Raw genomic sequence first — 24,477 nt, 5'->3', positions numbered from 1 at the left:
ATGCCCCGAAGAAAGAACGAAACGGCAGCGGCACCTCGTGGGCGGCCGCGCGCCTACGACGCGGAGGCAGCCCTGAAGCAGGCGACCGAGACCTTCTGGAGGACCGGGTATTCGGGCACCCCGCTGGACAAGATCGCGGCTGCAACTGGAATGAACCCGCCGAGCCTCTATGCGGCATTCGGCAACAAGCACGCACTCTATCTCGAGGCTCTCGCACGCTATTGGGAGATGACCCTGGCTGCGACGCGCGAGGCCCTCGCGGGGGACCGTCCCTTGGCCGAAGCGCTGATGCTTGCCTATGAGGCGGCGTTGTCCTTCTATTTTTCGCGCAAAGGCTCCGCGCGCGGCTGCTTTGTGATCGGGACAGCGGTAGCCGAGGCGGTCGAAGATGCAGAGATCCGGAAGAGTGTTGCCGCCGGGCTCCGCATGCTCGACGCCGATTTTGAAGCTCGCCTTCGGACAGCACGCGAGAGGGGCGAGCTGAAGCATGATGCCGATCCAGCGGCACTTGCGGTTCTCGCGTCAGCCACGATGCACACCATCGCCATCCGCGCCCGTGCCGGCGCTCGCCTGTCCGAGCTGAGGGAGATCGCGCGGAAAGCGACGAGTGTGATCTGCGGATGTCCGGTCGAAGCGGATTGAGCCGCAACGCATCCTCAGGCATCGAACGAATGCGAAGGAGAAAAATGTCGAAGCCATCGCCCTCGATGGATTTCGCCGTACGCTCCTTCGGTTGAGCTGACGTCATCGCGGTATCCTCTCGTCGGAGGGAGCGTCGTCCTTCGGCACGAGCCGTGCGGGCTCATCGTACCCGGCGCGGCTGCTGTAAAAGACCAGCGCCATCAGGCCGAAGCCGACAGCAAGAGAACAAATCACGCCGATTACGAGTGCAATATATCCCGAGGCAGGAACGTCAGTTCCGGCTGCGCTCGTCCAACCCAGATAGGAAACGAAGACAGTACCGACTAATAATGTGATCAGAACGACGACGATTAACCAGGCGCCTATTCCCATCGACCGCATCGAGATGGCGATCGAATCAATCGTCGCGGGCGGCTTCGTAGGTACGCGCAGCGCTTTGATAGTCTCGGCTGAAGATCCGTGGAGGCTCATGTCGGGCTTCATGGTCATTCTCCCTTGCGAAGTTCTTTGCAAACCGGCTAATGCGCCCCGCCTGCTTCGAGGTGATCGGGCCTCTTGAGCATCAGGCCAGCCACCAGCGCGACGATCAGTGCCACGCCCAGCGCGTAAAAGGTGTCGCTAAAGGCAAGGATGAAGGCCTGCTTCTGGATGATCTTTCCGATCGCGACGTAGGCGCGGTGCGCGGCGTCAACGCGGTCGATCACGCCATGGCTGATGAAATATTCCGTGAGCTGATCCAGCCGGGTCCGGGTCGCCTGCTCCAGTAACGAGACCGACGGCGAGAGCACATTGGAATGATACTGCTCGCGCTTGGTCAGCAACGTCTGCAGTGCAGCAATCCCGATCGCGCCGCCGAGTTGGCGCATCATATTGAACAACGCAGATGCGGACCCGGCATTCTCCGGCTCGATTCCGGCAGTTGCGACCGCCGAAAGCGGCGCAAACATGAGGGCCTGACCCACAGCACGGACGACATTGGGCCAAAACAACTGATCAGCCGCATAGTCGCCGGTCATGTAGATGTTCATGAAGTTTGAGGCGGCGAAGAGCGCAAAGCCAAAGCTGATCATGATGCGCGGATCGGTCCGCTTCATCAGCCGCGGCACCAGAGGGATCAGCACAAGCTGCGGTAACCCGGTCCACGCCAGCACCGCGCCGATCTGCTCGGAATTGTAGCCCTGAATGCGAGATAAATAGACGGGCAGAATGTAGACCGAACCGTATAAGGCGACGCCAAGCAGAAAATTCGCGAGGACGCCGAAGCCGAAACTGCGACGGGACAGCAGGCGCAGATTCAACAGCGGCTTCTCGCTAGTCAGTTCGATCGCGACAAACAGCGGCAGCGCGATCGCGGCAATGACCGCGAAACGGACGATGAATGGCGAGCCGAACCAATCATCCTTGTTGCCCTCCTCCAGCACGGTCTGCAGCGCCGAGAGCCCGATCGCCATAGTGACGATTCCAGGCCAGTCGCCGTCGCGCAGCAACGACAGCTTCATCGGCGTTGCTTCCAAGGAGAAGTAGAGCATCCCGATCATGATCGTGCCTGGCACGACGTTGACGTAGAAGATGTATTGCCAGCCCCAGTTCTCGGTGAGATAGCCGCCGATGGTCGGCCCGATCGCCGGCGCAAACGTCGCGGAGATCGCGAACAGCGCCTGACCGATGGGCTGCTTGGCTTTCGGCAACAAGGTGATGATCAGCGTGAATGCCAGGGGAATCAACACACCGCCGCTAAAGCCCTGCACGGCGCGCAACGCGATCATCTGCGGCAAATCTTGCGCGAACGCGCAGGCCGCCGAGAACACGAGGAAAAGGAAGGCGTTGGTCAGGAGGTAGATGCGGATCGAGAACACCTGGGCAAGCCAGCCGCTCAGGGGGATCACCACGATCTCTGCGATCAGATACGACGTCGAAATCCAGCCGCCGTCATCGATCCCGGCGCCGATCCCGCCCTGGATGTCGGCAAGCGAGGCGTTCACGATCTGGATGTTGAGCACTGCCATGAATGCGCCCAGCGTGGCGCCAATCACCGCGATCCACGTCTTCAGAGGAACGGCGGGAGTGCACGGCGCCGCCACGGCCGGCCGGCTTTCGCCCGCCGGAATGGCATCGATGGTGGCCTGCCGTGCGGTCATCGTCCTCTCCTTGGGCGCGAGGGAGCATGCCCTTCACGACGCGCATTCGCTCAACTGCGGGGCTTGGGTCCGCCCGATGCGAGCCGCCGTGTTTCGTCCCGCTCGGCGATAACGGTCGATTTGGTATCGATGGTCGGCACCGCCGACATTCCGGGGCGCAACAAACCTTTGAGGTTCCCGCCGTCGAACACGATCTTCACGGGAACGCGCTGCACGATCTTGGTGAAGTTGCCGGTGGCGTTGTCGGGCGGCAGCAGGGCGAACTCCAGACCGCTCGCCGGCGACAGGCTGTCGACATGGCCTTTCAGCCTGGTCGAATGGAAGCTGTCGATCCTGAGCTCGACCGGCTGGCCGTTGCGCACGTGGGTGAGCTGGGTCTCCTTGAAATTCGCGACCACATACACCGCATCCAGCGGAACCACGGCCATCAATTGCGTGCCCGCCTGGACATACTGGCCGACCCGCAGCGAACGGGCACCGACGGAGCCTTCAACGGGCGCAGTGATCTCCGTGTAGGACAGGTTCAGCGCCGCCTGCTGCTCCACGGCACGGGCATGGTCGAGCTGGGCGAGCGCCTGGGCGCGTTGGGTCGAGAGCACCTCGACCTTCTTGTTGGCGGCAATCAGCCCGGCCTTACCTTGCTGGAGTTGCGCGCTTTGTGCACGCAAGGCCGCGTCGGTCTGCTGGGCGCGTTGTACCGTGCCGGAGCCCGACTTCATCAGATCGTCATAGCGGGCTCGCTCTTCCCGCGCGAACTTCAGATTGGCTTCGGTGGCGTCCACCTCGGCGGCCTGCTGCTCGATCAAGGGCGACTGCAATTCGATCTGTGCGTTCAGATTATTTACCGCAGCTTCCGAGGCCGCGACGTCAGCGCGGGCCTGATGCAGCGCGGTCCTGAAATCGCGGTCGTCGATCCGCGCCAGGAGCTGGCCCGCTTTGACCGGCTCGTTGTCGGATACCAGCACCTCGCCGATGTAGCCGGAAACCTTCGGCGCGACGATCGTGGAATCGGCCTTGACATAGGCGTCATCGGTCGTTTCCAGATAGCGCCCGGTGGTGAGATAGTAATCGCCGGAAGCGGCGGTCGCGGCGACCGCAAGTGCTCCGGCGAATGCCATCGCCGTACGCCGGAGTGCCTGGCGGGACGGATGAAGGCCAGTCTTCGCGCGAGGTCCAGAGACATAAGAAGCAGAAACGTCGGACATGGTTAGCTTCCTCGTGATTTCCGAGCGCTACTGCGTCGAGAGCGCCCTCTCATAGTGGCAACCGAAATCTGCCGATGACGTCGGGATCCGACGCGGATCGTCGTGCGCGTCGTGATATTCGAGACCGAGCGGGCCGATCGCCGAGACCTGCGTGACGTATTCGCCGGACTTGGCCCAGTGGTAGTGCCAGGTCTCGCCAGGCAGAACGACGACGCTACCCGGCGGATAGGCTTGCACCTTGTCACCGTCGAAGACCTCGCCGAGCCCGATGTAGAAGACGCCGGACATCACGGTGTAGATGCGATCCTCGGGATGCTTGTGCGGCATCAATTTCGTGTCGCCCGGCACTTTCACCCTGACCACATAGGGGCCGGGCTCGGCGGGACAGCCGACCATCACCGCGAGGCGAGCGCCGGGCGGAAACGCGGGGAACGGCTTCCAGTCGATCTGCTCGGGCAGGATCGCCCTGAAATCGGCCTGGTCGGGCTGATGTTTGATGGTCATGACGTCATTCTCCTGAGGTCAATCAGACGAGTTTCGAATCCAGCGTGATTGTCGCGTTGAGAACCCTCGACACCGGACAATTCTTCTCGGCATCGCCGGCAATGCGAGCAAACCCCGCCTCGTTAAGGTTTGGCACCTTGCCGTGTAAGGTAAGCGCCGACTTGCTGATCTTGAATCCCTTGCCTTCGGGCTCGAGCGTGACGGCAGCTTCCGTGGAGAGCTCGGTCGGCTTGAAGCCCGCAAGTTGCAGGCCGAAGGCAAGCACCATGGTGAAGCAGCCGGCGTGGGCGGCAGCGATCAGCTCTTCCGGATTGGTGCCCTTCTCGTTCTCGAAGCGGGTCTTGAACGAATAGGGCGTCTCCGCGAGCACGCCGGACTCGCTGGAGAGCTGGCCGCTCCCATCGCGACCAGTGCCGCGCCAAACTGCTTGTGCCTTCCGGATCATGTCACTTCTCCTCGTTGGTTCGAGCGCGCTCGCTTTCGCTCACGCCTTGAGTGCGGCGGGATCGATCGGCATCCGGCGGAGCCGCCTTCCCGTCGCGGCAAAGACGGCGTTGGCGATCGCTGGGACAATGCCCGACGTGCCGGCCTCTCCCATTCCACCGGGTGGTTCGGCGCTGCTGACCACGTGCACCTCGACCGCCGGCGCCTCGTTGATGCGCAGCATCTGATAGGTGTCGAAATTGGCCTGCTCGACGCGGCCATTCTTGAGCGTGATTTTGCCATACAGTGCGGCGGTCACACCAAACATCACGCCGCTCTGGATCTGCGCCTGCACGGTGTCGGGATTGATCACGGTGCCGCAATCCATCGCGCAGACCACACGGTGGACACGAACGGATCCGTCCTTGGCGACCTCAACCTCGGCGATCTGGGCCAGATAGCTCCCGAATGCGTGTTGCAGGGCTATGCCGCGGCCGCGCCCTTTTTGCAGCGGAGCGCCCCACTCGGCTTTTTCCGCCGCCAGATCGAGGACCGCCTTCGCCCGCGGATTGTGATCGAGCAGCCCACGGCGATAGGCTACAGCATCCTGCTTCGCCGCCGCCGCCAGTTCATCGATGAAGCTCTCCGTGACGAAGACGTTGTGCGAGGGACCAACGCTGCGCCAGAACGCCGTCGGGATGCCGGGCGGCTCGACGCGAACATATTCGACGTGGAAGTTCGGCAGCGCATAGACCAGGTCGATCGCGCCTTCGGTCGTGTCGGGATCGAGGCCGTCCCTGAAGGCGGACGGAAGCCAGCGGGCGATCACCGAAGAACCGGCGAAGCGATTGACCCAGGCCACCGGCTTGCCGTCCTTGTCGAGGCCGGCTGCGATGCGATCGACCCAGGACGGACGATACATGTCGTGCTGGATATCCTCCTCACGCGTCCACACCACCTTCACAGGACCATCGACTTGCTTGGCGATCTCGACTGCCCGCACCGCGCCATCGGCCTCGAGACGTCGGCCAAAGCCGCCGCCGATGAGGTGATTGTGAATGATCACTTTTTCGACTGGCAGCCCGGCGGCTTTCGCCGCCATGGCCTGTACACGCGCGATCGCCTGGGTGCCGACCCAGATCTCGCATTCGCCGCCTCTGAAATGCACCGTGCAATTCATCGGCTCCATGGTGGCATGCGCCAGGAACGGCAAATGATAGCTCGCCTCGATCCTCGTCGCGGCGTTCGTCATCGCCTCCTCGGCGTCACCAATGTTCTGGGCGACTGCTCCCGCCCTCAGCGTTGCTTGTTCCAGCTGGCGTGCGACGTCCTGTGTGCTCAGGCCAGCGTGGAGACCTTCGTCCCACTCGATCTTGAGTGCCTCGAGGCCCTTTTTCGCGGCGCCCATGTGATCGGCGACGACGGCAACGACGTCGTCGAGCCTGACGATCTGACGCACGCCTCTAGTTGCCCTGGCTGCACTGTCGTCCAGGCTCTTCAGCCGGCCACCGAACACGGGCGACTGGGCCAGCGTTGCAATCTTCACACCAGGCGGCCGAGCATCGATGCCATAGACCACGGTGCCGTTCACCTTGCCGGCAGCATCGAGCCGTTTCGCCGGGGTCCCGATCAGCTTGAATTCTTGCGGCCGCTTCAGCGCGACGTCCTTCGGAACCGGCATCTGCGCGGCCTCGGCGGCAAGCTCGCCATAACGGAGGTGCCGACCGCTGGGCGTGTGAATTACCTCGCCGTCCTCCGCTCGGCAGGACGCAACATCGACGCTCCAGCGCTTGGCAGCAGCCGTGATCAGCATGATCCGCGCAGTCGCGCCGGCTTCGCGAAGCGGCTTCCAGGCACCACGGATGGCATTCGAATTGCCCGTCGCCTGTACCCCCAGCAGCGGATTGGCATAGAGCTTTTCGTTCGGCGGCGCGTGCTCGAGACGAACCTGCTTCAGCGCGACCTCCAACTCCTCCGCGATCAGCATCGGGATCGAGGTGTAGGTGCCCTGCCCCATCTCGACATAGGGCATCGTCAGCACAACCTGTCCGTCGGTGCCGATACGAATGAAAGCGTTCGGCGTGAAGCTCTCGGCACCAAGAGCTTTGCCTTGGCCGAACGGTAGGCTAAGGCTCAGGATCAGCCCGCCGCCGGCCACGGCACTGTTGACGAGGAAATTGCGGCGCGACAGGTCGGCATATGATGCGGTCGGCGCGACACGATGGTGAATCATGGTCAGCCCTCCCTCGCCGACGATTGCGCGGCAAGCTTGATTGCCTCGCGAATGCGGACGTAAGTTCCGCAGCGGCAGATGTTGCCGCTCATGGCATCGTCGATGTCTGCATCTGTGGGATGAGCGTTACCGGCGAGTAGGGCGGAGGCCGACATGATTTGCCCGGACTGGCAGTAGCCGCACTGCGCGACCTCATGTTGCAGCCATGCCTTTTGTATCTTGGCGCCCGCGGCCGTCGAGCCGACCGCCTCGATCGTAGTGATCTTCGAATCACCAACGCTATCGATCGTAGTAATGCAGGAGCGGACGGCAGAGCCGTCGAGATGCACGGTGCAGGCACCGCACAGCGCCATGCCGCAGCCGAACTTGGTGCCGGTCATGCCGAGCACGTCGCGCAACACCCAAAGCAGCGGCGTATCGCCATCGACATCGACGCTGCGCAGAGTTCCGTTGATCGTGATATTGTAGGCCATGCTACCTCTCCTCGGTTTTCCGCAACCGGCGCGGCTCACGGTCGCGCCGTCGCTGTTGTTGCCGGATCCTCCTCAGTCGCCGAGTTGGCCGACGTGGAAGCCGAGCCGGTTTTCGACGTCGCCGGCCCGATGGAAACCCCGCGCCATCAGCGCCTTGATCCTGTTCTGACTGGCGGGACGGCCGAGGGAAGCCAGAAAGGCGTCCCATTCGGGCCGAATCTCCAGGTCGGCAGGCAGACTTGCGACGTCGACGAGACGCTTGGTCTCCGCAATAGCTTCTTTGTCGAACGATGCGATGCGCATCGCGAGCGCCTCGACGAAACCATCGAGCTCGGCGTCTGGCAGCGACCGATTGACGTAGCCGTAGCGCTCGGCGAGATCGCCGCGGACATCGTCGGCGCCGAGCAGCACTTCGAGCGCGCGTCCCCGGCCCATCAGACGCGGCAATCGCGCCATCGGGCCGCCACCGGGTACCAGGCCGGCGCCCACCTCCCATTGCGACAGGATGGCCTTTTCGCGGCTCGCGAAGCGCATGTCGCTCGCGAGCGCTAGTTCACTGCCGACCCCGGTCGCGCGGCCGCGAATCGAAGCAATGGAGACCGCTGACGCGCGGCTGAGACGCACGAGCATGTCGGGAAGTGCCTGAAGTCCAGTCGGTCCCGGCGGGATGCTCAGGGAATCTTCGAGCGGCGCGAGGAAGTCGTAGTGCGTGATGAAAAACCCCTCGACGGCACTATCGAACACCACGACCTTGAGCTCCGGATCGTTCTCGATCGCGGTGATCACGTCATTGAGTAACGGAAGCTGCTTCGGACCGAAGATGTTCACCGGCGGCATGTCGAAAGTGACGCGCCAATATGTCGGCAGGCGACGCTCGAGCCGGATCTGATCACTCGCAAAGCTGCGTTCGGGACGATTCATGATATGCACTCCTGGTTGGTGGGGTTGGAGAGGAAGGCCGCGCGATCCCTCAGGTCGATCGTCGCAAAGTACGGAACGCGGTGCGCATTTCCGCACAGAACAGCTCGGGCTGTTCCCAGGCCGCAAAATGGCCGCCCTTCTCGAGCCGGTTGTAGTGGATCAGCTTGGGATAGGCCCGCTCGGTCCAGCTGCGCGGGGCGGCATAGATCTCGTCGGGGAAGACGCTGACGGCCACCGGGATGGAAACGTGCTTCGGTTCAAAGAAAGCGAGCTTGTTTTCCCAGTACAGCCGTGCCGACGAAATCGCCGTATTGGTCAGCCAGTAAAGCGTGATGTTGTCGAGGATGTCGTCGCGGGTCAGGCCTTCGCTCTTGCCGTCGAATACCCGCGCGATCAGTCCGCTGCTGCGCGCGTCGTGATCGAGGATCCAGGACGCAAGGCCAGCCGGCGAATCCACAATGCCATAGAGCGTCTGCGGCCGGTTCGCCATCTCGAGGGCATAGCCGAGACCATGCTTGTAGAAATCATCGAGCTGGTTGTAGGCGTTCTGCTCCTCGACGGAGAGACCGGCGGGCACCGCGCCGTCCGGCTGCAATGCCTTAGCAATGTCGGCGGGCACGGCGGCAGGCATGTTGGTGTGGATGCCGATCAGCTCCGGTGGCGCTTGCAGCGCCATCTGCTCTGTGACCGCATTGCCCCAGTCACCGCCCTGCGCCACGAAGCGGCTGTAACCGAGGCGCTTCATCAGCACGATCCAGGCGCGCGCGATCCGCACCGGGTCCCAGCCAATCGTCGTCGGCTTGCCCGAGAAGCCATAGCCGGGGATCGATGGGATGACGAGATCGAACGCGTCAGACGCGCTCGCGCCGTAAGCCGTTGGGTTCGTCAGGCGATCGACGATCTTGAGCTGTTCGATGATCGAGCCGGGCCAGCCGTGCGTTACGATCATGGGCAGTGCATTATCGTGTTTGGATGGAGCGTGGATGAAATGGATGTCGACACCGTCGATCTCTGTGACGAACTGCTGTAGTGCGTTCAACCGCGTCTCCACCCCTCGCCAGTCGTAGTCAGTCTGCCAGTAGCGTACGAGCTGCTGCATCGTCGCGAGCTTCACGCCCTGGGACTGGTCGGGGACGATCTCGCTGTCTGGCCAACGGGTCGCCGCAAGCCGCTGGCGCAAGTCGATAAGGTCTTCGTCGGGAATGTTGACATGGAATGGCCGAATTGCGTGGCTCGGGCTTCCAGCCGCTCGATGAATGGGCAAAAGACTGGCCATACCTGCGGCAACAACGCCCATCGCGGCTGCGTTCAGGACTTGACGTCGGTCCGGGTTGATGAGGTCGACGCTCGATCGTGCGTTCATTGCCGTTCTCCCTTGCTTCGTTCGATCGGAGGGCCGCGTTCGGACTCAACAGGCCCGTGTTTGTACGCACACTGTGACGGAGGCGCCGCGCGTTTGCTCGTTATGGATTGTTAGGCGTCGTTAGCCGTTGCGAGTCGCGTGTGGGACATTGCGGCGTTAGGCGGGCGAGCATTCATCGCGACGGCATCTCGGCAACGATCGCGAAAGGTGCAGGCTCGATGCCATCGCAAGTGCAATGCGTATCATGCGCGACGACGCATCCCGCCTGAGCGGTCTCACGATCTGCGAGATGAGCTTTCGTGTCGACGTCACTTCGCAAGCGGCGCCGCATCAGCGTGCATGTCAGGAAGCGATGCGGGCTCGCAGATCAAGATGGCAATGGTTCGCCGGCTTGCTCGCGAACCATGAAATCGGCGTACCAGTCCGGCCAATTGTCGTCAGCCGCTTGCGCGGTCAGTGTCTGACACGGGAATGACAACGACCTCAAGCTTGAGGTCAATAGTATGAGGTTTCGACAACTCGCCGTGCGCTTGGTTACGCATCTCTGCGACCGTCATGGCAAGCTCCTTGGTTTGAGGGATAATCCCAGGATCCCGAGCAAAATCGCGTGATTAGCTTCGCTCAAACGAAGGATTAGTGCTTGTTATGGCTTGTTAGAGCCCGTTAGCAATGCGAGCAGGGCAACCGTCTCACTCAGCCGGACAAAGCCTACGAACTACTGACCTGCATCGTTACGATCTACTCTGATGCCAGCGCCGGCACCGGCGCAAATATTGAAGCTAATTCAAAGCGCTAAAGAAGAAGCACGCCATGGCAGCGCCGCCTGCGCAAAGCAATGAAACGGTCTCGTTTGGCCCCTTCCTCCTGGTTCCCGGCGAGAGAATGCTGACCAAGGAAGGCGCCCGCGTCGAGCTCAGCGCCCGAGCCTACGACATTCTTGTGACGCTGCTGTCCCGTCCGAACGAAGTGGTCAGCAAGAACGACCTGATCGCCGAGGTGTGGCCCGGGCTCAATGTCGAGGAAGGCGCCTTGCGCTTCCACGTCGCCGGTCTGCGCAAGGCGCTCGGGGACGGAAAGGATGGCGCCAGGTATATCTCCACATTATCAGGACGGGGCTATAGTTTTGTTGCCGCGACTTCACGCTCGGGCATTACAGCCCAGTCTCTCGTTGCCCCCTCCCCAGGTTTTCATCACTACAATCTGCCGAGCCGGCTCGGCGCTATGATCGACCGCGAGGAAGATCTTGAGAAGCTGTCGCTGCGGCTCAATGCCTACCGGTTTGTCACGATCGTCGGATCAGGCGGCGTCGGTAAGACCACCGTTGCCGTGGCGATCGCGCACCAACTGCACACGACCTTCGACGGCGCAGTTCTCTTCGTCGACCTGAGCATGGTGAGCGATCCTCGCCTCGTGACAACTGGCGTCGCGTCGATGCTGGGCCTCTCCGTCCAGAGCGCGGACGCAATCTCCGGCCTGATCGCCTTTCTCAGAAACAAGCGCCTTCTGCTTGTGCTCGATACATGCGAACATCTGGTCGACGCCGTTGCAACCCTGGCCGTGGCGATCTTCAGGACCGCTCCTCAAGTTCACATTCTAGCGACGAGCCGAGAAACGCTGCAGGCGGACGGAGAACATGTCTATCGGCTGGAGCCGCTCGCCTATGCCCCCGAGGGCAGCAAACTTTCCGCCGAGGTCGCACGAACATTCCCCGCTACGCAATTGTTCGTCGAACGCGCCGTGGCAAGCGGCGCCAACTTGAAACTGAACGACGCTGAAGCCGCAATTGTAGCCGACATCTGCCGGAAGCTCGATGGGGTCGCGCTCGCCATCGAATTGGCGGCGCGCCGCGTCGAGGTCTATGGTTTGAGCGAGATAGCCGCCCTGCTCGACCAGCGACTCGCCCAATTATGGGCAGGTCCACGCACCGCTCCGCCCCGGCAAAAAACGCTCCAGGCGACGCTCGACTGGAGCTATAGCCTGCTGCGCGAAACAGAGCGCATCGTGCTGCGCAGATTGGCCATTTTTGTCGGAAATTTCACCCTCGACGCTGCGCTTGCGGTCGCCACCGGCAACGGTCTCGACCAGGCGGAAGTTTTTGAGGCCATCGACAGCCTGGTTGCCAAGTCCATGGTCGCCACGCGTTCCCTCGATGCCGTCATGCGTTATCGTCTGCTTGATACGACGCGGGCCTACGCGCTTGAACTCGAGGCCGACGACATCGAAACAGCCTCCCTGGCCATCCGTCATGCGCGTTACCACCGGCAATGGCTCGCGCAAGCTGCCTCCGAATGGTCCACCCTGATGTCCGGCACGGAGCGCGCGCCCTATTTCGCCGGCGTCAGCAACGTCCGCACTGCCCTGGAATGGTGCTTTGGAGCGAACGGTGATCTGCCGACCGGTATCGGCCTTGCCGCGGCCGCGGCACCCGTCCTCCTGGCGATGTCGCTGCTTCCTGAATGTCATCATTGGTCGCAACGCGCTCTGGCTGTTCTCGACGATCAAGTCTGCAGCAAATCCGAGCAGATGCACCTGCAGGCAGGCCTTGGGATCTCGTCGATGCTGCTTTATGGAGAAAACGCGCAGGCGCGAGGGGCATTGGACCGCAGTCTGGCATTGGCCGAAGCGGAGCGTGATGTGGCCAACGAAGCCGGCCTGCTCGGCATGCTCCACATGTTCCACTTCCGCAGTGGCGACTTCAATGTCGCGTTGTCGTATGCAAAACGCTGCCGAGCGCTCGCCGCCAATGTCGACGACCCCGCAGCCCTTGCGTTGGCCCATTCCATCCTCGGACGCTCCCTTCTCATGATGGGAGACCTCCGCGGCGCGCGCGGCGAGCTCGAGGCGCTGTTCGCAGATTGGTCGCCGTCACAGCAGAGCGACACGATCTATCTGGTCCATGATCGCCATTTCCGGGCCGGCATTGCGCTCGCGAGGACGCTTTGGATGCAGGGACATCCGACCCAGGCTGTTGAGCGCGCCCGGGAATTCATCGATGGCGCGAAGCGAATGGATCATCCGGCGTCGGTCACCGTTCTGCTTGCCTGGGCCGCGTCGATCTTCCTGTGGACCGGGGATTTTCGGAGTGCCCAAGAGTATATCGACGCCTCGATCGCGATCTCCGAATCCTATTCCCTTGGCTCGCTGACTGCGGTCGGGCGCGCAAGAAAGGCGCAGCTGGCCATTCGCCAGGGCCAGAACGCCATCGCGGACCTTCGCGCGTCCCTGGCAGAGATTCATGCCGTCCGCTACGAGCTGATCACGACCGAGTTCAACATCTGCCTCACGCAAGGCCTGATCGCCAACGGACAGCGCGATGACGCGATGGCACTCCTGACCGACACGATCCTGCAAGTCAGCACAAAGGGCGATACCTGTTACATGCCGGAGTTGCTACGTATGAAGGGGGGACTGCTCCGCGCGATGGTCCCTTCTCACCTTGAGGAAGCCGAAGCGTGTCTCATGCAATCGCTGGAGCTCAGTCGCAGTCAAGGCGCGCTCGGCTGGGAATTGCGCACGGCGATCGACCTTGCAGCGCTCCTGGCTGCAAAGGGCCTTCGCCAACCTGCGAAGGACGTTGTCGGGCGGACGTATGGTCAGTTTACAGAGGGGTTTGACACTGCCGACCTCAAAGCAGCTGAACGACTGCTGGAGCAACTGTCATGACGGCCTCCTGCGCGCCAAGGGTCGACCATATCAAAGGATACTGCGGATTGTGCATCGCGCGTTGCGGTACGATAGCGACCGTGGCCGACGGGCGGTTCATTCGCCTGGATCCCGATCCCTCGCATCCGACGGGGGCGGCCATTTGCGCCAAGGGTCGGGCGGCCCCCGAACTGGTCTATCACAGGGATCGGCTGACACGGCCGCTTCGCCGTACCCGGCCGAAAGGCGATCCTGATCCCGGGTGGGAAGAGACGTCCTGGGACATCGCGCTCGATCAGATCGCGTCCGCAATGCGGCGCACTGCTGCACAATATGGCCCTGAAGCAGTCGCTTTCAGCCTATCGTCGCCGTCGACAACGGCCATCGCGGATTCTGCGCCTTTCGTTCGCAGGCTGATGAACGCCTTTGGCACCCCGAATCTGGTCTGGGCACTCGACTTGTGCGGCTGGCGCCGCGGCTTCGCCACGCGATATGTCTTCGGGGTCGGCAGCGTTGCGACAGGAAGCGCGGGCGGCGCGATGCCGGAGATCGCCAAAACCGGATGTCTGATCCTGTGGGGCTACAATCCTTCGTTCTCACGTATCACGCACGCGACGGCTGCGGTGGATGGTCTCAAGCAGGGCATGAAGCTTGTCGTGATCGATCCCCGCAATGTCGGCCTCGCCAACAAGGCAGATGTCTGGCTGCGGGTGCGACCAGGAGCTGACGGCGCGCTTGCATTGGGTCTCGCCAACATCATGATCGAGCGCGGATGGTATGATCAGGAGTTCGTGCGCACATGGACCAACGGGCCGCTGCTGGTGCGCTCCGACACCAACAGGCTGCTGAAAGCCGAAGACGTATTTCCCGACGCCGGTCGTGGGTCGCTTGTTGCCTTGGATATGTTGTCGAAATCCATTGTCCGCTACGATCCGACCACGGGGCAGTACGATGCCTCGCCTGGTCATCTGTCCTTAAGAGGCGAATACACCGTTGAAACGGTCGACGGGACCGTCAGTTGCCGGCCGGTCTTCGACCACTACGCCAATCTGTGCAGACACTACTCACCTGAGACGATCGCAAGGACGTGCTGGATTCCTGCGGCGCAATTGACAGAGGCGGCACGCACGATCTGGGAATCGCGGCCGGTCTCATATTATGCCTGGAGCGGACACGAGCATCACGCGAACACGACGGAAACCGCGCGGGCGATTGCCATGCTCTATGCCCTGACCGGCAGTTTCGATGCGCCCGGCGGCAACGGTCTTCTTCCGTCGATCCCGACAGCGCCGATCGCCGGAGAGGATCTCGCTCAGCAGCTTGCGCCGGCCATCGGCGTCGCCGAACGTCCGCTCGGACCAGCACGCTGGGACAACGTGTCGACCCACCCATGACTTCTATCGGGCGGTTCTCGAAGGTGATCCCTATCCGGTGCGCACGCTGATTGGATTCGGCGCGAATCTACTGCTTGCCCAGGCTGATCCTGTTCGCGGCCGCGCGGCACTTTCGTCGCTGGATTTTTATGCACATGCGGACCTGTTCATGAATCCGACAGCCGCGCTTGCCGATATCGTGATTCCCGTCGCGTCTTGCTTTGAACGCGAAGCTCTCAAGATCGGATTTGAAATCAGTGAAGACGCACAGTCTTACGTCCAACTCCGATCAAAAATCGTGCCGCCGCCCGGAGAGGCCTTGCCCGATACCGACATTGTCTTCAGCTTGGCCAAACGGCTGGGGCTCGAGATGAAGTTCTGGGATGGTGACGTCGATGCGGCCTATCGAGAACAGCTTGCCTTAAGTGGCATCTCTCTTGAGCAACTCAGAGCCGAACCGGCCGGACAGCGAAAATCGCTGTCAACGACTCACTATAAATACAAGATACCGGACGAGCGCGGCATCGCGCGCGGTTTTCCGACCCCGACGCGAAAAGTCGAGTTCTGGTCGGAAACGTTCGCTGACAAGGGCTATCCGGCGCTGCCTGATATCGAAACTCCCGTCTTTGGAACGCCACATCCTGCAGATGTGTTCCCGCTGGTTCTGACATGCGCAAAGCCGAGCTTGTTCTGCCAAAGCCAGCATCGCGCGTTACCACTGCTGCGCAAGCGCTTACCCTACCCCGAAATCGAACTGCACCCGACCACGGCAGCTGCCAGGAAGATTCGGCACGGAGATTGGGTCGAGGTCAGAACCTCGAGCGGCGCAATGCGCGCCAAGGCGCGCTTTAACGATACGTTGGACGACCGTGTCGTCGTTGGCCAACATGGCTGGTGGCAAGCTTGCGCTGAACTTGGGATCGCGGGTTCAGATCCAACGGATCCAAATGGAAGCAACTTCAACCTGACGGTCGACGCTGCAATGCGTGATCCCATCAGCGGAACCCCCTCTCACCGCTTTAACATGTGCGAAATTCGACCACTCCGTAGTGACGAGATCACCGAGGCATGGCCTCAGGAGAGATCTCAAGAAGTCGGCGCGCGGCGCGGAGATCTGCCGTGTCGGAGCCCTCCGTAAAGCGAGCCAACGTATGGCTCAACTCAAAGAGAGCCTGGGCCGAGGTAGGACCAGAGCCGGCGAGGCGAACATAGCTGATGGCCGCGCGCAATCTCCAGGAAAGCGCCGACTGCCGCTCGGCCAGCTCCATTGCTGCGCCAATATCCTGCTCTGCGCCTAAGCTGGCACCGCAGCCGGCGCGGAGCTCACTGCGCACGCGCAAGAGCTCCGGCATCTCCCAGCTGTCGCCCTGGGCGGCCACAGCGTCGATGCGCGCCTCGATCGTGGAGAGCGCCTCCGCAGGCAAACCCTGCGCAGCCATCCCCTCGACCAGCGCGATGGTCGCTGCCCCACTGTAGAGCTCCAAGCGGTCGGCGAGCATGCGGGGTAATGCAGGCCGCAGCAATTCGACTCCCTGATCCACGGAGGTCGGCTTTGCCGACAACTTCGCCAGCCCGATGGATCAACAGACAGAGAAGATCGAACGCGCGGCTGCCAACGGGAACGGACTGACCATCGCGCTCTAGCAGGCGTTCATTCGGAACAACGCGGAATGGCCCGAAAACTAATGCATCCGGGGGAGGTAACCGATCGTGAAAACGGGTTGGTCTTATCGAAGCTCGCCACAGATCACCCAAGACCCTTTGAGGGCGGGTCACCCCTCGATCAAAAGCCCCGAGAATCCCACCAAAGCAGGTGCAGACCCAATGCTCGATGCCCGACAGCCAGACTTCGTTATCCGGCCTACCCGGCAGCGGCCGCCGGCGTCACAATTGTCATAGTTGTCCGCGAAGCGATTGACGGTCTTGCGCCTGACGGATCGCATCGCGTCCGAACCGTCCCAAATTTCGTCCAAGATCTTATCTTTTAAGCCAAATCTGACGACTCAGGCCAGCTTTTCGGCTCGTTTCGAGACGTAGCACAGATATTCGCCAGCCGGGCCAGTTTACTCAAACCCTCGTTCTGATAAACCAAGTCGTCTCTGGACTTCCCTCAGCGGGGCAATGGCGCGTGCCAGACAAGACCAATCAAGGTTCGGCCATTTCCTTTGGACCGTTCCGGCTGCTTCCCAGCTCGCGGTTGTTGGAGAAGGACGGCACACCGCTTCACATCGGGGGCCGCGCGCTCGATATCCTCATCGCCCTCGCCGAGCACCCCGGCGAAGTCGTCGACAAGAGAGAATTGGTTAGGCGCGTCTGGGCCGACGTGAATGTGGACGAGGGCAGCCTTCGCTTCCACATCACCGCTTTGAGAAAGGCGCTCGGCGATGGTGCTGCGGGTGCCCGCTACATCGTCAATGTTCCCGGGCGCGGCTATTGCTTCGCCGCATCTCTCGCGCATGACTCGTCGGCGACGCAGCCTCCCGGCAAGGTCTCATCCGCTCGAGCTCTTCCCGCCCCGCTCGCGAGAATGATCGGTCGCGGAGAAGCCGTCGACAAGATTTGCGCCGAGCTCTCTCTGCACCGCTTCGTGACCGTTGTCGGCCCTGGGGGCATTGGCAAGACCTCGGTCGCTATTGCGGTCGCGCACCACCAACTGACCGACTTTGAGGAGCAGGTTTCTTTCGTCGATTTCGGTGCTCTCAGGGACGAGAAGCTTGTCCCAGCCGCCATTGCTTCCGCGCTTGAACTACCCGTCAGCTCCGATGACCCCGTACCGGGCCTATTAAAATACCTGCAGGGCTGCAAAAGGCTTCTGATCTTTGACAGCTGCGAGCATGTGCTCGATACGCTGGCGCCGCTGGCGGAACGCCTTGCTCGGGACGCGCCGGACCTTCATATCCTTGCAACCAGCCGCGAGTCCTTTCGCACCGAAGGCGAGCGGGTCTTCCGTCTGTTCCCGCTAGATTGCCCACCACAACGCGATGGACTGAGCGCCTCCGAAATCCTTGCCTATCCAGCGGCCCAGCTTTTTGTCGAACGGATCGCGGAAAGCCTGAGCGAATTCCAGCTTGGCGAGGAAGAGGCGCCTCTGGTCGCCGAAATCTGCCGGCGCCTGGATGGTATCGCACTTGCGATCGAGCTTGCCGCGGGCCGGGTCAATGCGTACGGCATTGCCGGGACCGCTTCGCTCCTTGACAGCCGCTTCTCCCTGTTGTGGCGAGGACGGCGTACCGCGATCCCGCGGCATCAAACGCTCAGCGCCGCGCTCGGCTGGAGCTACGACCTGCTGCCTTCAGCTGAAAGCACGACGCTTCGCAGATTGTCGGTGTTCGTCGGGCCATTCACCCTGGAAGCTGCTCTTGCCGTCGCATCATTTCAGGGCGTTAGCGAAGCCGAAGCCGTCGAGGCGATCTCCAACCTGCTATCAAAGTCGCTGATCGCGACCGCGCCGGGAGAGCGCCGGCTGCGATATCGTCTGCTCGACACGACCCGGGCCTTCGTTGCGGAGAAGCTGGCCGAAAGCGGAGAAGCAGATCAGGTCGCTCGCGCCCACGCCGATTATTTTCGCGACTTCCTGCAGGACATTTCTCTCAAATCCGCGGGCCCTCAAAGTGCCGGCGGTTTCCTACTCTATGCAGACCATCTACCCAACGTGCGCGCCGCTCTGGAGTGGAGTTTCTCCGATCGTGGTGACCGCAGGATCGGCATCGATCTGGCTGCCTCGGCTGGGCAGCTTTTTCTCGAGCTTTCGCTGCTGATGGAATGCTATCGTTGGACAAGTCAGGCTCTCGCGTCTCTTGAGAATACGCCGATAGATCGCCGTCAGGAAATGCAGTTGCAGACGGCGCTTGGCATTTCCGTGATGTTTACGCAGGGTAACACCGAAGCCGTGCGCGCGGCCTTTACGCGAAGTCTTCACCTTGCGGAGGAGCTCGAAGATCTCCACTGGCAATTGTGGCTGCTGCGCGGGCTGCACATCTACCTGACCCGCATCGGAGACTTCCACGGCGCGCTTGGAACCGGCGAAAAAGGTGAACCGATTGCACGCAAGCTGAACGACCCGACCAGCACGCTCAACGTCGAGTGGATGCTGGGGGTGGCGCATCACCTGATTGGCCATCAGGACAAGGCTGTCCCGCTCTGCGAAAGCGCGATGGTGCACAATCCAAGCTCGCAGCGTCTGAATATTGGTCACCTCGGCTATGACGACCGCATCGTCGCATTGGTCGCCTTTGCCCGCGGGCTATGGCTCACGGGCAAGCCGGAGCGGGCGATCGAGGCCGCGAGATTTACGGTACGTGAGGCCGAGCAGCTCGAGCAGCCGCTGACGCTCGGCATTGCCTTGATCTGGACGATCTATGTCTTTCTCTGGGTTGGCGATTGGACCAGCGCGGAAAGCATGATCGAGAGACTTATCGATCATGCGGGGAAGCACTTTCTCGGCCCCTATTACGCGGTCGGCATCGGGCAAAAAGGAGAGCTGCTGTTGCGCCGCGGCGACGTCGCTGGCGGCATGGAATTTCTCCGCCGCAGTCAGGCCACGCTACACGCGACCAGGCATCGGATCATGACGAGCGTGTTTGCAACTGCCCAGGCAGAGGGCATGGCGCTGCAAAATCAATTCGAGGAGGCGTTGCGCCTGATTGACGATGCCATCGCCGATGTCGGCGATCATGGCGAGTCCTTCGACATGCCGGAAATGCTCAGGATCAAGGGCGACATTCTGGCACGTTCCGGGTCCCCTGCCGAGGCAGAACGCTTCCTTCAGAAATCGCTTGACCTGTCACGGCAGCAGTGCGCCCTCGGCTGGGAGCTGCGCGGTGCGATCAGCCTTGGCCGGCTCTGGCGCGTCAGCGGCCGCGCCGGCCAGACTCGAGCCCTGATCGAACCAATCGTTGCGCGCTATCACGAAGGTCTGGCGACACGCGATCTCGTCTCTGCCACGGACTTTCTGGCTGCTCTGAATTGAAAGCAATTTCAGCGGGATACCGCGGGTCTCATCCTCTCGCAAATCCTAACAACTTCTAACACGCCAAGCCGCCAATACCTCGCCATGGTGCAGAGACCTTATGGCGGATCCGGCGAAACATGGCACTTCTAGATGACGCGCTTGATGCCAGTGGGGGCTTGGCCCGCTGGATGAGGTTGAGCCGGTTTACGCTTCATCTTTCCTTTGGCGGAATGTTGTTCACCGAGGCCGGACATGCCGGTCATTTCACGGACGTCATTGCGGAAGGATCGACACGAATCCAATCCGTTCGATTTACCGGCATGACCGGCGGCCAGGGGTGCGCTTCATTTCAACCGGATTCCGTCACGATCGAAAGCATCGACGGCGAAATCCTCCGGACTTGGCGTCACCCACAATTACGATTCCCCAATCACGCGATACACCCGCTCGCGGATGAATTGCATTTGGTCTTCTTCTGCGGCTTCGCGATTTGGAGCTACCTGACCACGCCATTTCTCCTTGCCCGTCCTGACGTCCAGGTCGAAGAACTTCCGCCGTGGCATGAGAACGGAGCACTCTGGCATCGCCTCCGCGCGCGATTTCCGTCGGACATCGTGACCCACAACTCCGAGCAGATATTCTACTTCGACGAAAACGCCTTGCAACGGCGTGTGGACCACGACCTGCTTGGAACGAGAGTTGCGGATTATTCGTGGGCGCACCAAACGTTTTCCGACATCATGGTTCCGACACTCCGGCGCTCACAGATGCTGCGGCCCGACGGAACCGTTATCGCCAAACCGGCGCTCATTGACGTCGAGATCTTCGACGCTGCCTTCGACTAAGCGATCGCGCGGCCACGTCCCCGCTCGCAACGTCTAACAACGCATAACGTGCTAACAGCCGGCCTTCCGCGCAGAGTGTCGTGACGAGCAACGAAGAGGGTCACGGGCTCAGCGAGGTCGTGCGATCTGCATCGCCGTGCTCGGAGGGACTTCACAGAAGCGCGACAAAGGGAGACGGTCATGAAGGTCTTGATGGTCATCACATCCCACGACCAGTTGGGCAACACCGGGCGCAAAACGGGTTTCTGGCTCGAAGAGCTCGCGGCCCCCTACTATGTCTTCAAGGATTCCGGCGCCGAGGTCACGCTCGCATCCCCGAAGGGCGGCCGTCCGCCGCTTGACCCCAAGAGCAACGAGCCTGAATTCCGGACCGAGCTGACGCTCCGGTTCGAGAACGACGAGGATGCAGAAGCGCAGCTCGACAACACCGTTCGCCTGGACAGCGTCAAGCAGGAAGATTTCGACACCGTTTTCTATCCCGGCGGGCACGGCCCGATGTGGGATCTCGCCGAAGACCAGGATTCCATCAAGCTGATCGAGTCGTTTCTTGCGGCTGGCAAGCCGATCGGCATTGTGTGCCATTCGACGGGCGCGCTGCGTCACGTCAAGATCCCCGATGGCAGCCTTCTGGTTCACGGCAAGGAAGTGACGGGCTTCACCAACGGCGAGGAAGAGGAGGTCGGGCTGACCAAGATCGTGCCCTTTCTCGTCGAGGACGAGATGCTGAAGCTGGGCGCCATCTTCTCCAAGAAGGCGAACTGGACACCTCACGTCGTCAGCGACGGCCAATTGATTACAGGACAAAATCCACATTCGTCGGGCCCAGCCGCGAACACTCTGCTGGCGAAGCTGGGTGAGATGGGCAACGCCCATGTGAGCACCGCCTCGCGGAAGACCGCTTAGACCAGCGTTCATTCCGTAGAAACTGGCCTGCGCGCTCGCTGAAAGCGGCGCGTCGGCTGTGGCCATGTCGTTGCGATTTTGACTTGCCTGGGAGAGATCACATGACAGACCAGATTGACCCGCTCGCCAAAGCGAGACGCACGGATATGCTTGACTCCTATCCCGACGACTGTCCCACGGCCTTCAATCTCGCTCGCCGCGACGTGTTGGTGGGCGGGTTGCTATTCGGTACGTTGGCCGCTCTGCCAACGCTGCCGGCCGTTGCAGCGCCGGCCTCGTGGTCGGACGAAGCTGCGGCCCGGTTCATGGAGATTTCGTCGCTGCTGGTTCCCCATCGCCTGAATGCGGAGGTAGGTAGGCGCATGGGCGCTGCGATGGTCGCTTTGAATCCGGCGCTGTTGCAGCAAATTGGTGGCCTCCTTTCTATCGCCCGAGGGAAAAACGCACGGATCGTCGAGGACTTCTTCGCCGACATACCGGATGGCCCGCTCAAGGAGACCGCGCTTTCGATCATTTCTGCCTGGTATCTCGGCGTCGTCACAAGTGCTTCCAACGCCGAGGTGTTCGCCTACGAATACGCGCTCATGTACGGGCCGACGAGTGACGTCATGACCATTCCCTCCTACGCCATTTCCGGGCCGAACCGATGGACGGCCACGGCGCCGCCACTGAGCAACATGCCTGAATTTTGAACGCGGGTACTCTCGAAAGAGGAATTGTCCAGATGGCAAGCGAGCATAGTGCAGACGTCGTCGTTGTAGGAACGGGCGTAGTCGGTTGCCTGATCGCGCAACAGGCTCTTGACGCGGGGCTATCCGGTCTGATGCTCGAAGCCGGGCCTCGCGTTGACCGCTGGCGGATCGTCGAGAACTTCCGGAATCTTCCGCCGAGCCTGCGGCTGTTTCACTGGAATGCACCCTATCCACCGAAGCCATGGGCGCCGCATCTCGAAACCCGCACGCCCAGGGAGCAGGAGCAATACCTCCAATTGGAAGGGCCAAATGCCCGCGCCTATCTCCAGGGCTACGTCCGTTACGCAGGCGGCGCGACCTGGCACTGGGCCGGAATTTGTTGGCGCTTGACGCCCGAAGACATGGAGCTGAAGAGCCTTTATGGAGTCGGCCGGGACTGGCCCTTCGGTCACGAAATCATCGAGCCGTACTATACACGCGCGGAATACGCGATCGGCGTCAGCGGTCCGTCCGACCCGGCGCTGCAATGGCCGACGAACGCGAAGCGCTCAAAACCCTATCCCATGGGACCGATTCCCTTCGGCCCTGGTGAGCATCGGTTCACGGAAGCTGCCGCGAGAATCGGGATGATCAACCTGCCGGCGCCTCAGGCCCGCAACAGCGGTGTCTCCTATGACGGCCGGCCGGCCTGTTGCGGCAACAACAACTGTTTTCCGGTATGTCCGATCGCCGCCAAATATGACGCGGCAACGGCCTTGCCGAAGATCGAGGCAAAGGGCGGTAAGATCTTAGCCAATGCCGTCGTCTATCGAATCGAGACGGGCGACAAGAACGCGATCGAGGCGGTTCACTTCTTCGATCCGGACAAGCAATCGCACAGGGTGACCGGCCGCCTCTTCGTGATTGCCTGCAATGGCATCGAAACGCCAAAGCTGCTGTTACTGTCAAAGAACGAACGCAACCCGAACGGCGTGGCGAACAGTTCCGATCAGGTTGGTCGCAACATGATGGATCAGCCGAAGCTCACGGCGGAGCTGGAGCTGGAGGAACCCCTCTGGACAGGCGTCGGGCCGGTCCAGAGCAGCAGCATCCTCAACACCACACAAGGTGACTTCCGCGGCCGCCACGCCGGCGCGATGTTCCGTATGGAGAATTTCGCTCGTAGTCCGCTCGGCGCAGCCGCGGCGCTGAAGAAAGGCTTGGTGGGCAAGGCCCTGGACGCGGAGATCCGGCGGCTTTCCGCCTGTACCGCAAGATTGACCGTGGAGCATGAGATCCTGCCCTCGGCAAATAATCGTTTGACGCTGTCCACTCAGAAGGATTGGCTCGGCATCAACAAACCGAACATCTATTACGACGTCGGCGACTATGTGCGCCAAAGCGCCAAGGAATACACGGTGCCGCGACTGCGGCGGTTGGCAGCCGAACTCGGCGCCACCAAGTTCCAGCTGTCCCCCGAGTTTCTCAACAGCGACCACATCATGGGCGGCTGCATCATGGGAACCGAACCGGCGACGGCCGTGGTTGATCCTGACTGCCGCGCACACGATCATGCCAACCTATTCCTGCCTGGTGGCGGCGCGATGCCCAGCGCGACGGCTTCGAACAGCACGCTCACCATGACAGCGCTGGCGCTGAAAGCGGCGGACGCAATCGTCGTCCAACTGAGGCACGGCTGATCATGGGCAACTCCCGTCACCACCTTGGTGCGCTTCTGATCTGTCTCGCCGCAACTGCGGCGGCCGGGATTTGTCGGGCCGCTGATCAGCCGGATCAAACGGCTGCAGCGATCCAGCGTGGTGAATATCTCGCGACGGCCGGCGACTGCAGCGCTTGCCACACGGCGCCTCGTGGCAAAGCCTTTGCGGGAGGGCTGCCCATCGGCACGCCGCTCGGGACCATCTATTCGACCAACATCACTCCCTCGGCAGATTTCGGAGTTGGACGCTACACAGAGGAGGAGTTTTCGCAGGCGCTCCGGCGCGGCGTTCGGCGCGACGGCGCTAACCTATATCCTGCGATGCCGTACACATCTTATGCGAAGTTCACCGAAGAGGACATCCACGCGCTCTATTTGTACTTTAGCCAGGCAGTAGAGCCGGTCGAACGACGCCCGCCATCGACGAGGCTTCCGTTCCCGATGAATATCCGCGCCTCAATGATCGTCTG

General features: G+C 61.7%; 19 protein-coding genes. 9 read left to right on the top strand and 10 right to left on the bottom strand.

The features are described 5' to 3' along the window. Positions 1–642, top strand: coding sequence for a TetR/AcrR family transcriptional regulator (locus tag QA640_RS07670; protein ID WP_283040107.1), 642 nt, complete (start codon positions 1–3; stop codon positions 640–642). A 102-nt stretch (positions 643–744) separates the two neighbouring features. On the opposite strand, the gene QA640_RS07665 is transcribed toward QA640_RS07670, so the two are convergent. The 9 genes from QA640_RS07665 to QA640_RS07625 form a co-directional block, all read right to left on the bottom strand. Next, positions 745–1,125 carry a hypothetical protein gene (locus tag QA640_RS07665; protein WP_283040106.1) on the bottom strand — a complete coding sequence of 127 codons (381 nt, stop codon included), beginning with the start codon at positions 1,123–1,125 and terminating at the stop codon, positions 745–747. A 35-nt stretch (positions 1,126–1,160) separates the two neighbouring features. Next, positions 1,161–2,780, bottom strand: a complete 1,620-nt coding sequence (locus QA640_RS07660; protein WP_283040105.1) for an MDR family MFS transporter — start codon at positions 2,778–2,780, stop codon at positions 1,161–1,163. Between the two features lie 50 nt (positions 2,781–2,830). Beyond that, a complete protein-coding gene (locus QA640_RS07655; protein WP_283040104.1) occupies positions 2,831–3,985 on the bottom strand; it encodes an HlyD family secretion protein in 1,155 nt (384 codons plus the stop codon). Positions 3,986–4,012: 27 nt separating this feature from the next. Beyond that, positions 4,013–4,489, bottom strand: a complete 477-nt coding sequence (locus tag QA640_RS07650; RefSeq protein ID WP_283040103.1) for a cupin domain-containing protein — start codon at positions 4,487–4,489, stop codon at positions 4,013–4,015. Between the two features lie 22 nt (positions 4,490–4,511). Next, positions 4,512–4,934: an OsmC family protein gene (locus tag QA640_RS07645; protein ID WP_283040102.1), complete on the bottom strand. Its 423-nt coding sequence runs from the start codon at positions 4,932–4,934 to the stop codon at positions 4,512–4,514. Between the two features lie 39 nt (positions 4,935–4,973). Then, positions 4,974–7,145 carry a xanthine dehydrogenase family protein molybdopterin-binding subunit gene (locus tag QA640_RS07640; RefSeq protein ID WP_283040101.1) on the bottom strand — a complete coding sequence of 724 codons (2,172 nt, stop codon included), beginning with the start codon at positions 7,143–7,145 and terminating at the stop codon, positions 4,974–4,976. 2 nt (positions 7,146–7,147) lie between these two features. Beyond that, positions 7,148–7,618 carry a (2Fe-2S)-binding protein gene (locus QA640_RS07635; RefSeq protein ID WP_283040100.1) on the bottom strand — a complete coding sequence of 157 codons (471 nt, stop codon included), beginning with the start codon at positions 7,616–7,618 and terminating at the stop codon, positions 7,148–7,150. A gap of 72 nt (positions 7,619–7,690) precedes the next feature. Beyond that, complete coding sequence (locus QA640_RS07630) at positions 7,691–8,539, bottom strand: enoyl-CoA hydratase/isomerase family protein (protein WP_283040099.1); 849 nt, start codon at positions 8,537–8,539, stop codon at positions 7,691–7,693. Between the two features lie 49 nt (positions 8,540–8,588). After that, positions 8,589–9,902 (bottom strand): epoxide hydrolase family protein, encoded by a 1,314-nt coding sequence (locus QA640_RS07625; RefSeq protein WP_283040098.1) that lies wholly within the window; start codon positions 9,900–9,902, stop codon positions 8,589–8,591. Between the two features lie 810 nt (positions 9,903–10,712). Here QA640_RS07625 and QA640_RS07620 point away from each other — a divergent pair. The 3 genes from QA640_RS07620 to QA640_RS07610 are packed head-to-tail and all read left to right on the top strand — an operon-like array spanning position 10,713 to position 16,055. Next, the gene (locus tag QA640_RS07620; RefSeq protein WP_283040097.1) at positions 10,713–13,565 is read left to right on the top strand and encodes a winged helix-turn-helix domain-containing protein; all 2,853 of its coding nucleotides are present in this window, start codon (positions 10,713–10,715) and stop codon (positions 13,563–13,565) included. Further along, a complete protein-coding gene (locus QA640_RS07615) occupies positions 13,562–14,938 on the top strand; it encodes a molybdopterin-dependent oxidoreductase (protein ID WP_283040096.1) in 1,377 nt (458 codons plus the stop codon). The genes QA640_RS07620 and QA640_RS07615 overlap by 4 nt, the downstream gene beginning before the upstream one ends. A 37-nt stretch (positions 14,939–14,975) precedes the next feature. Then, entirely contained in the window at positions 14,976–16,055 is a 1,080-nt protein-coding gene (locus QA640_RS07610) for a molybdopterin dinucleotide binding domain-containing protein (protein WP_283040095.1), read from the top strand. Here the strand turns inward: QA640_RS07610 and QA640_RS07605 are convergent. After that, a complete protein-coding gene (locus QA640_RS07605) occupies positions 15,976–16,416 on the bottom strand; it encodes a hypothetical protein (RefSeq protein WP_283040094.1) in 441 nt (146 codons plus the stop codon). The two genes, QA640_RS07610 and QA640_RS07605, sit on opposite strands and share 80 nt — an antisense overlap. Before the next feature lie 629 nt (positions 16,417–17,045). Here QA640_RS07605 and QA640_RS07600 point away from each other — a divergent pair. The 5 genes from QA640_RS07600 (at position 17,046) to QA640_RS07580 (ending at position 23,987) form a co-directional block, all read left to right on the top strand. Then, entirely contained in the window at positions 17,046–19,886 is a 2,841-nt protein-coding gene (locus QA640_RS07600) for a winged helix-turn-helix domain-containing protein (RefSeq protein WP_283040093.1), read from the top strand. A 119-nt stretch (positions 19,887–20,005) separates the two neighbouring features. Further along, on the top strand, positions 20,006–20,713 hold the full coding sequence (locus QA640_RS07595; protein WP_283040092.1) for a hypothetical protein: 708 nt from the start codon (positions 20,006–20,008) through the stop codon (positions 20,711–20,713). 180 nt (positions 20,714–20,893) lie between these two features. After that, positions 20,894–21,616: a type 1 glutamine amidotransferase domain-containing protein gene (locus QA640_RS07590; RefSeq protein ID WP_283040091.1), complete on the top strand. Its 723-nt coding sequence runs from the start codon at positions 20,894–20,896 to the stop codon at positions 21,614–21,616. 101 nt (positions 21,617–21,717) lie between these two features. Then, entirely contained in the window at positions 21,718–22,308 is a 591-nt protein-coding gene (locus QA640_RS07585; RefSeq protein ID WP_283040090.1) for a sorbitol dehydrogenase family protein, read from the top strand. Between the two features lie 626 nt (positions 22,309–22,934). Then, on the top strand, positions 22,935–23,987 hold the full coding sequence (locus QA640_RS07580; protein ID WP_283040089.1) for a GMC family oxidoreductase: 1,053 nt from the start codon (positions 22,935–22,937) through the stop codon (positions 23,985–23,987). Positions 23,988–24,477 lie beyond the last annotated feature (490 nt).

Origin of the sequence: Bradyrhizobium sp. CB82 (assembly GCF_029714405.1) — a bacterium.
In the GTDB taxonomy this organism is placed as follows: domain Bacteria; phylum Pseudomonadota; class Alphaproteobacteria; order Rhizobiales; family Xanthobacteraceae; genus Bradyrhizobium.
The sequence above is the reverse complement of the archived record's forward strand: the minus strand, read 5'-3'. Positions and strand labels throughout refer to the sequence as shown.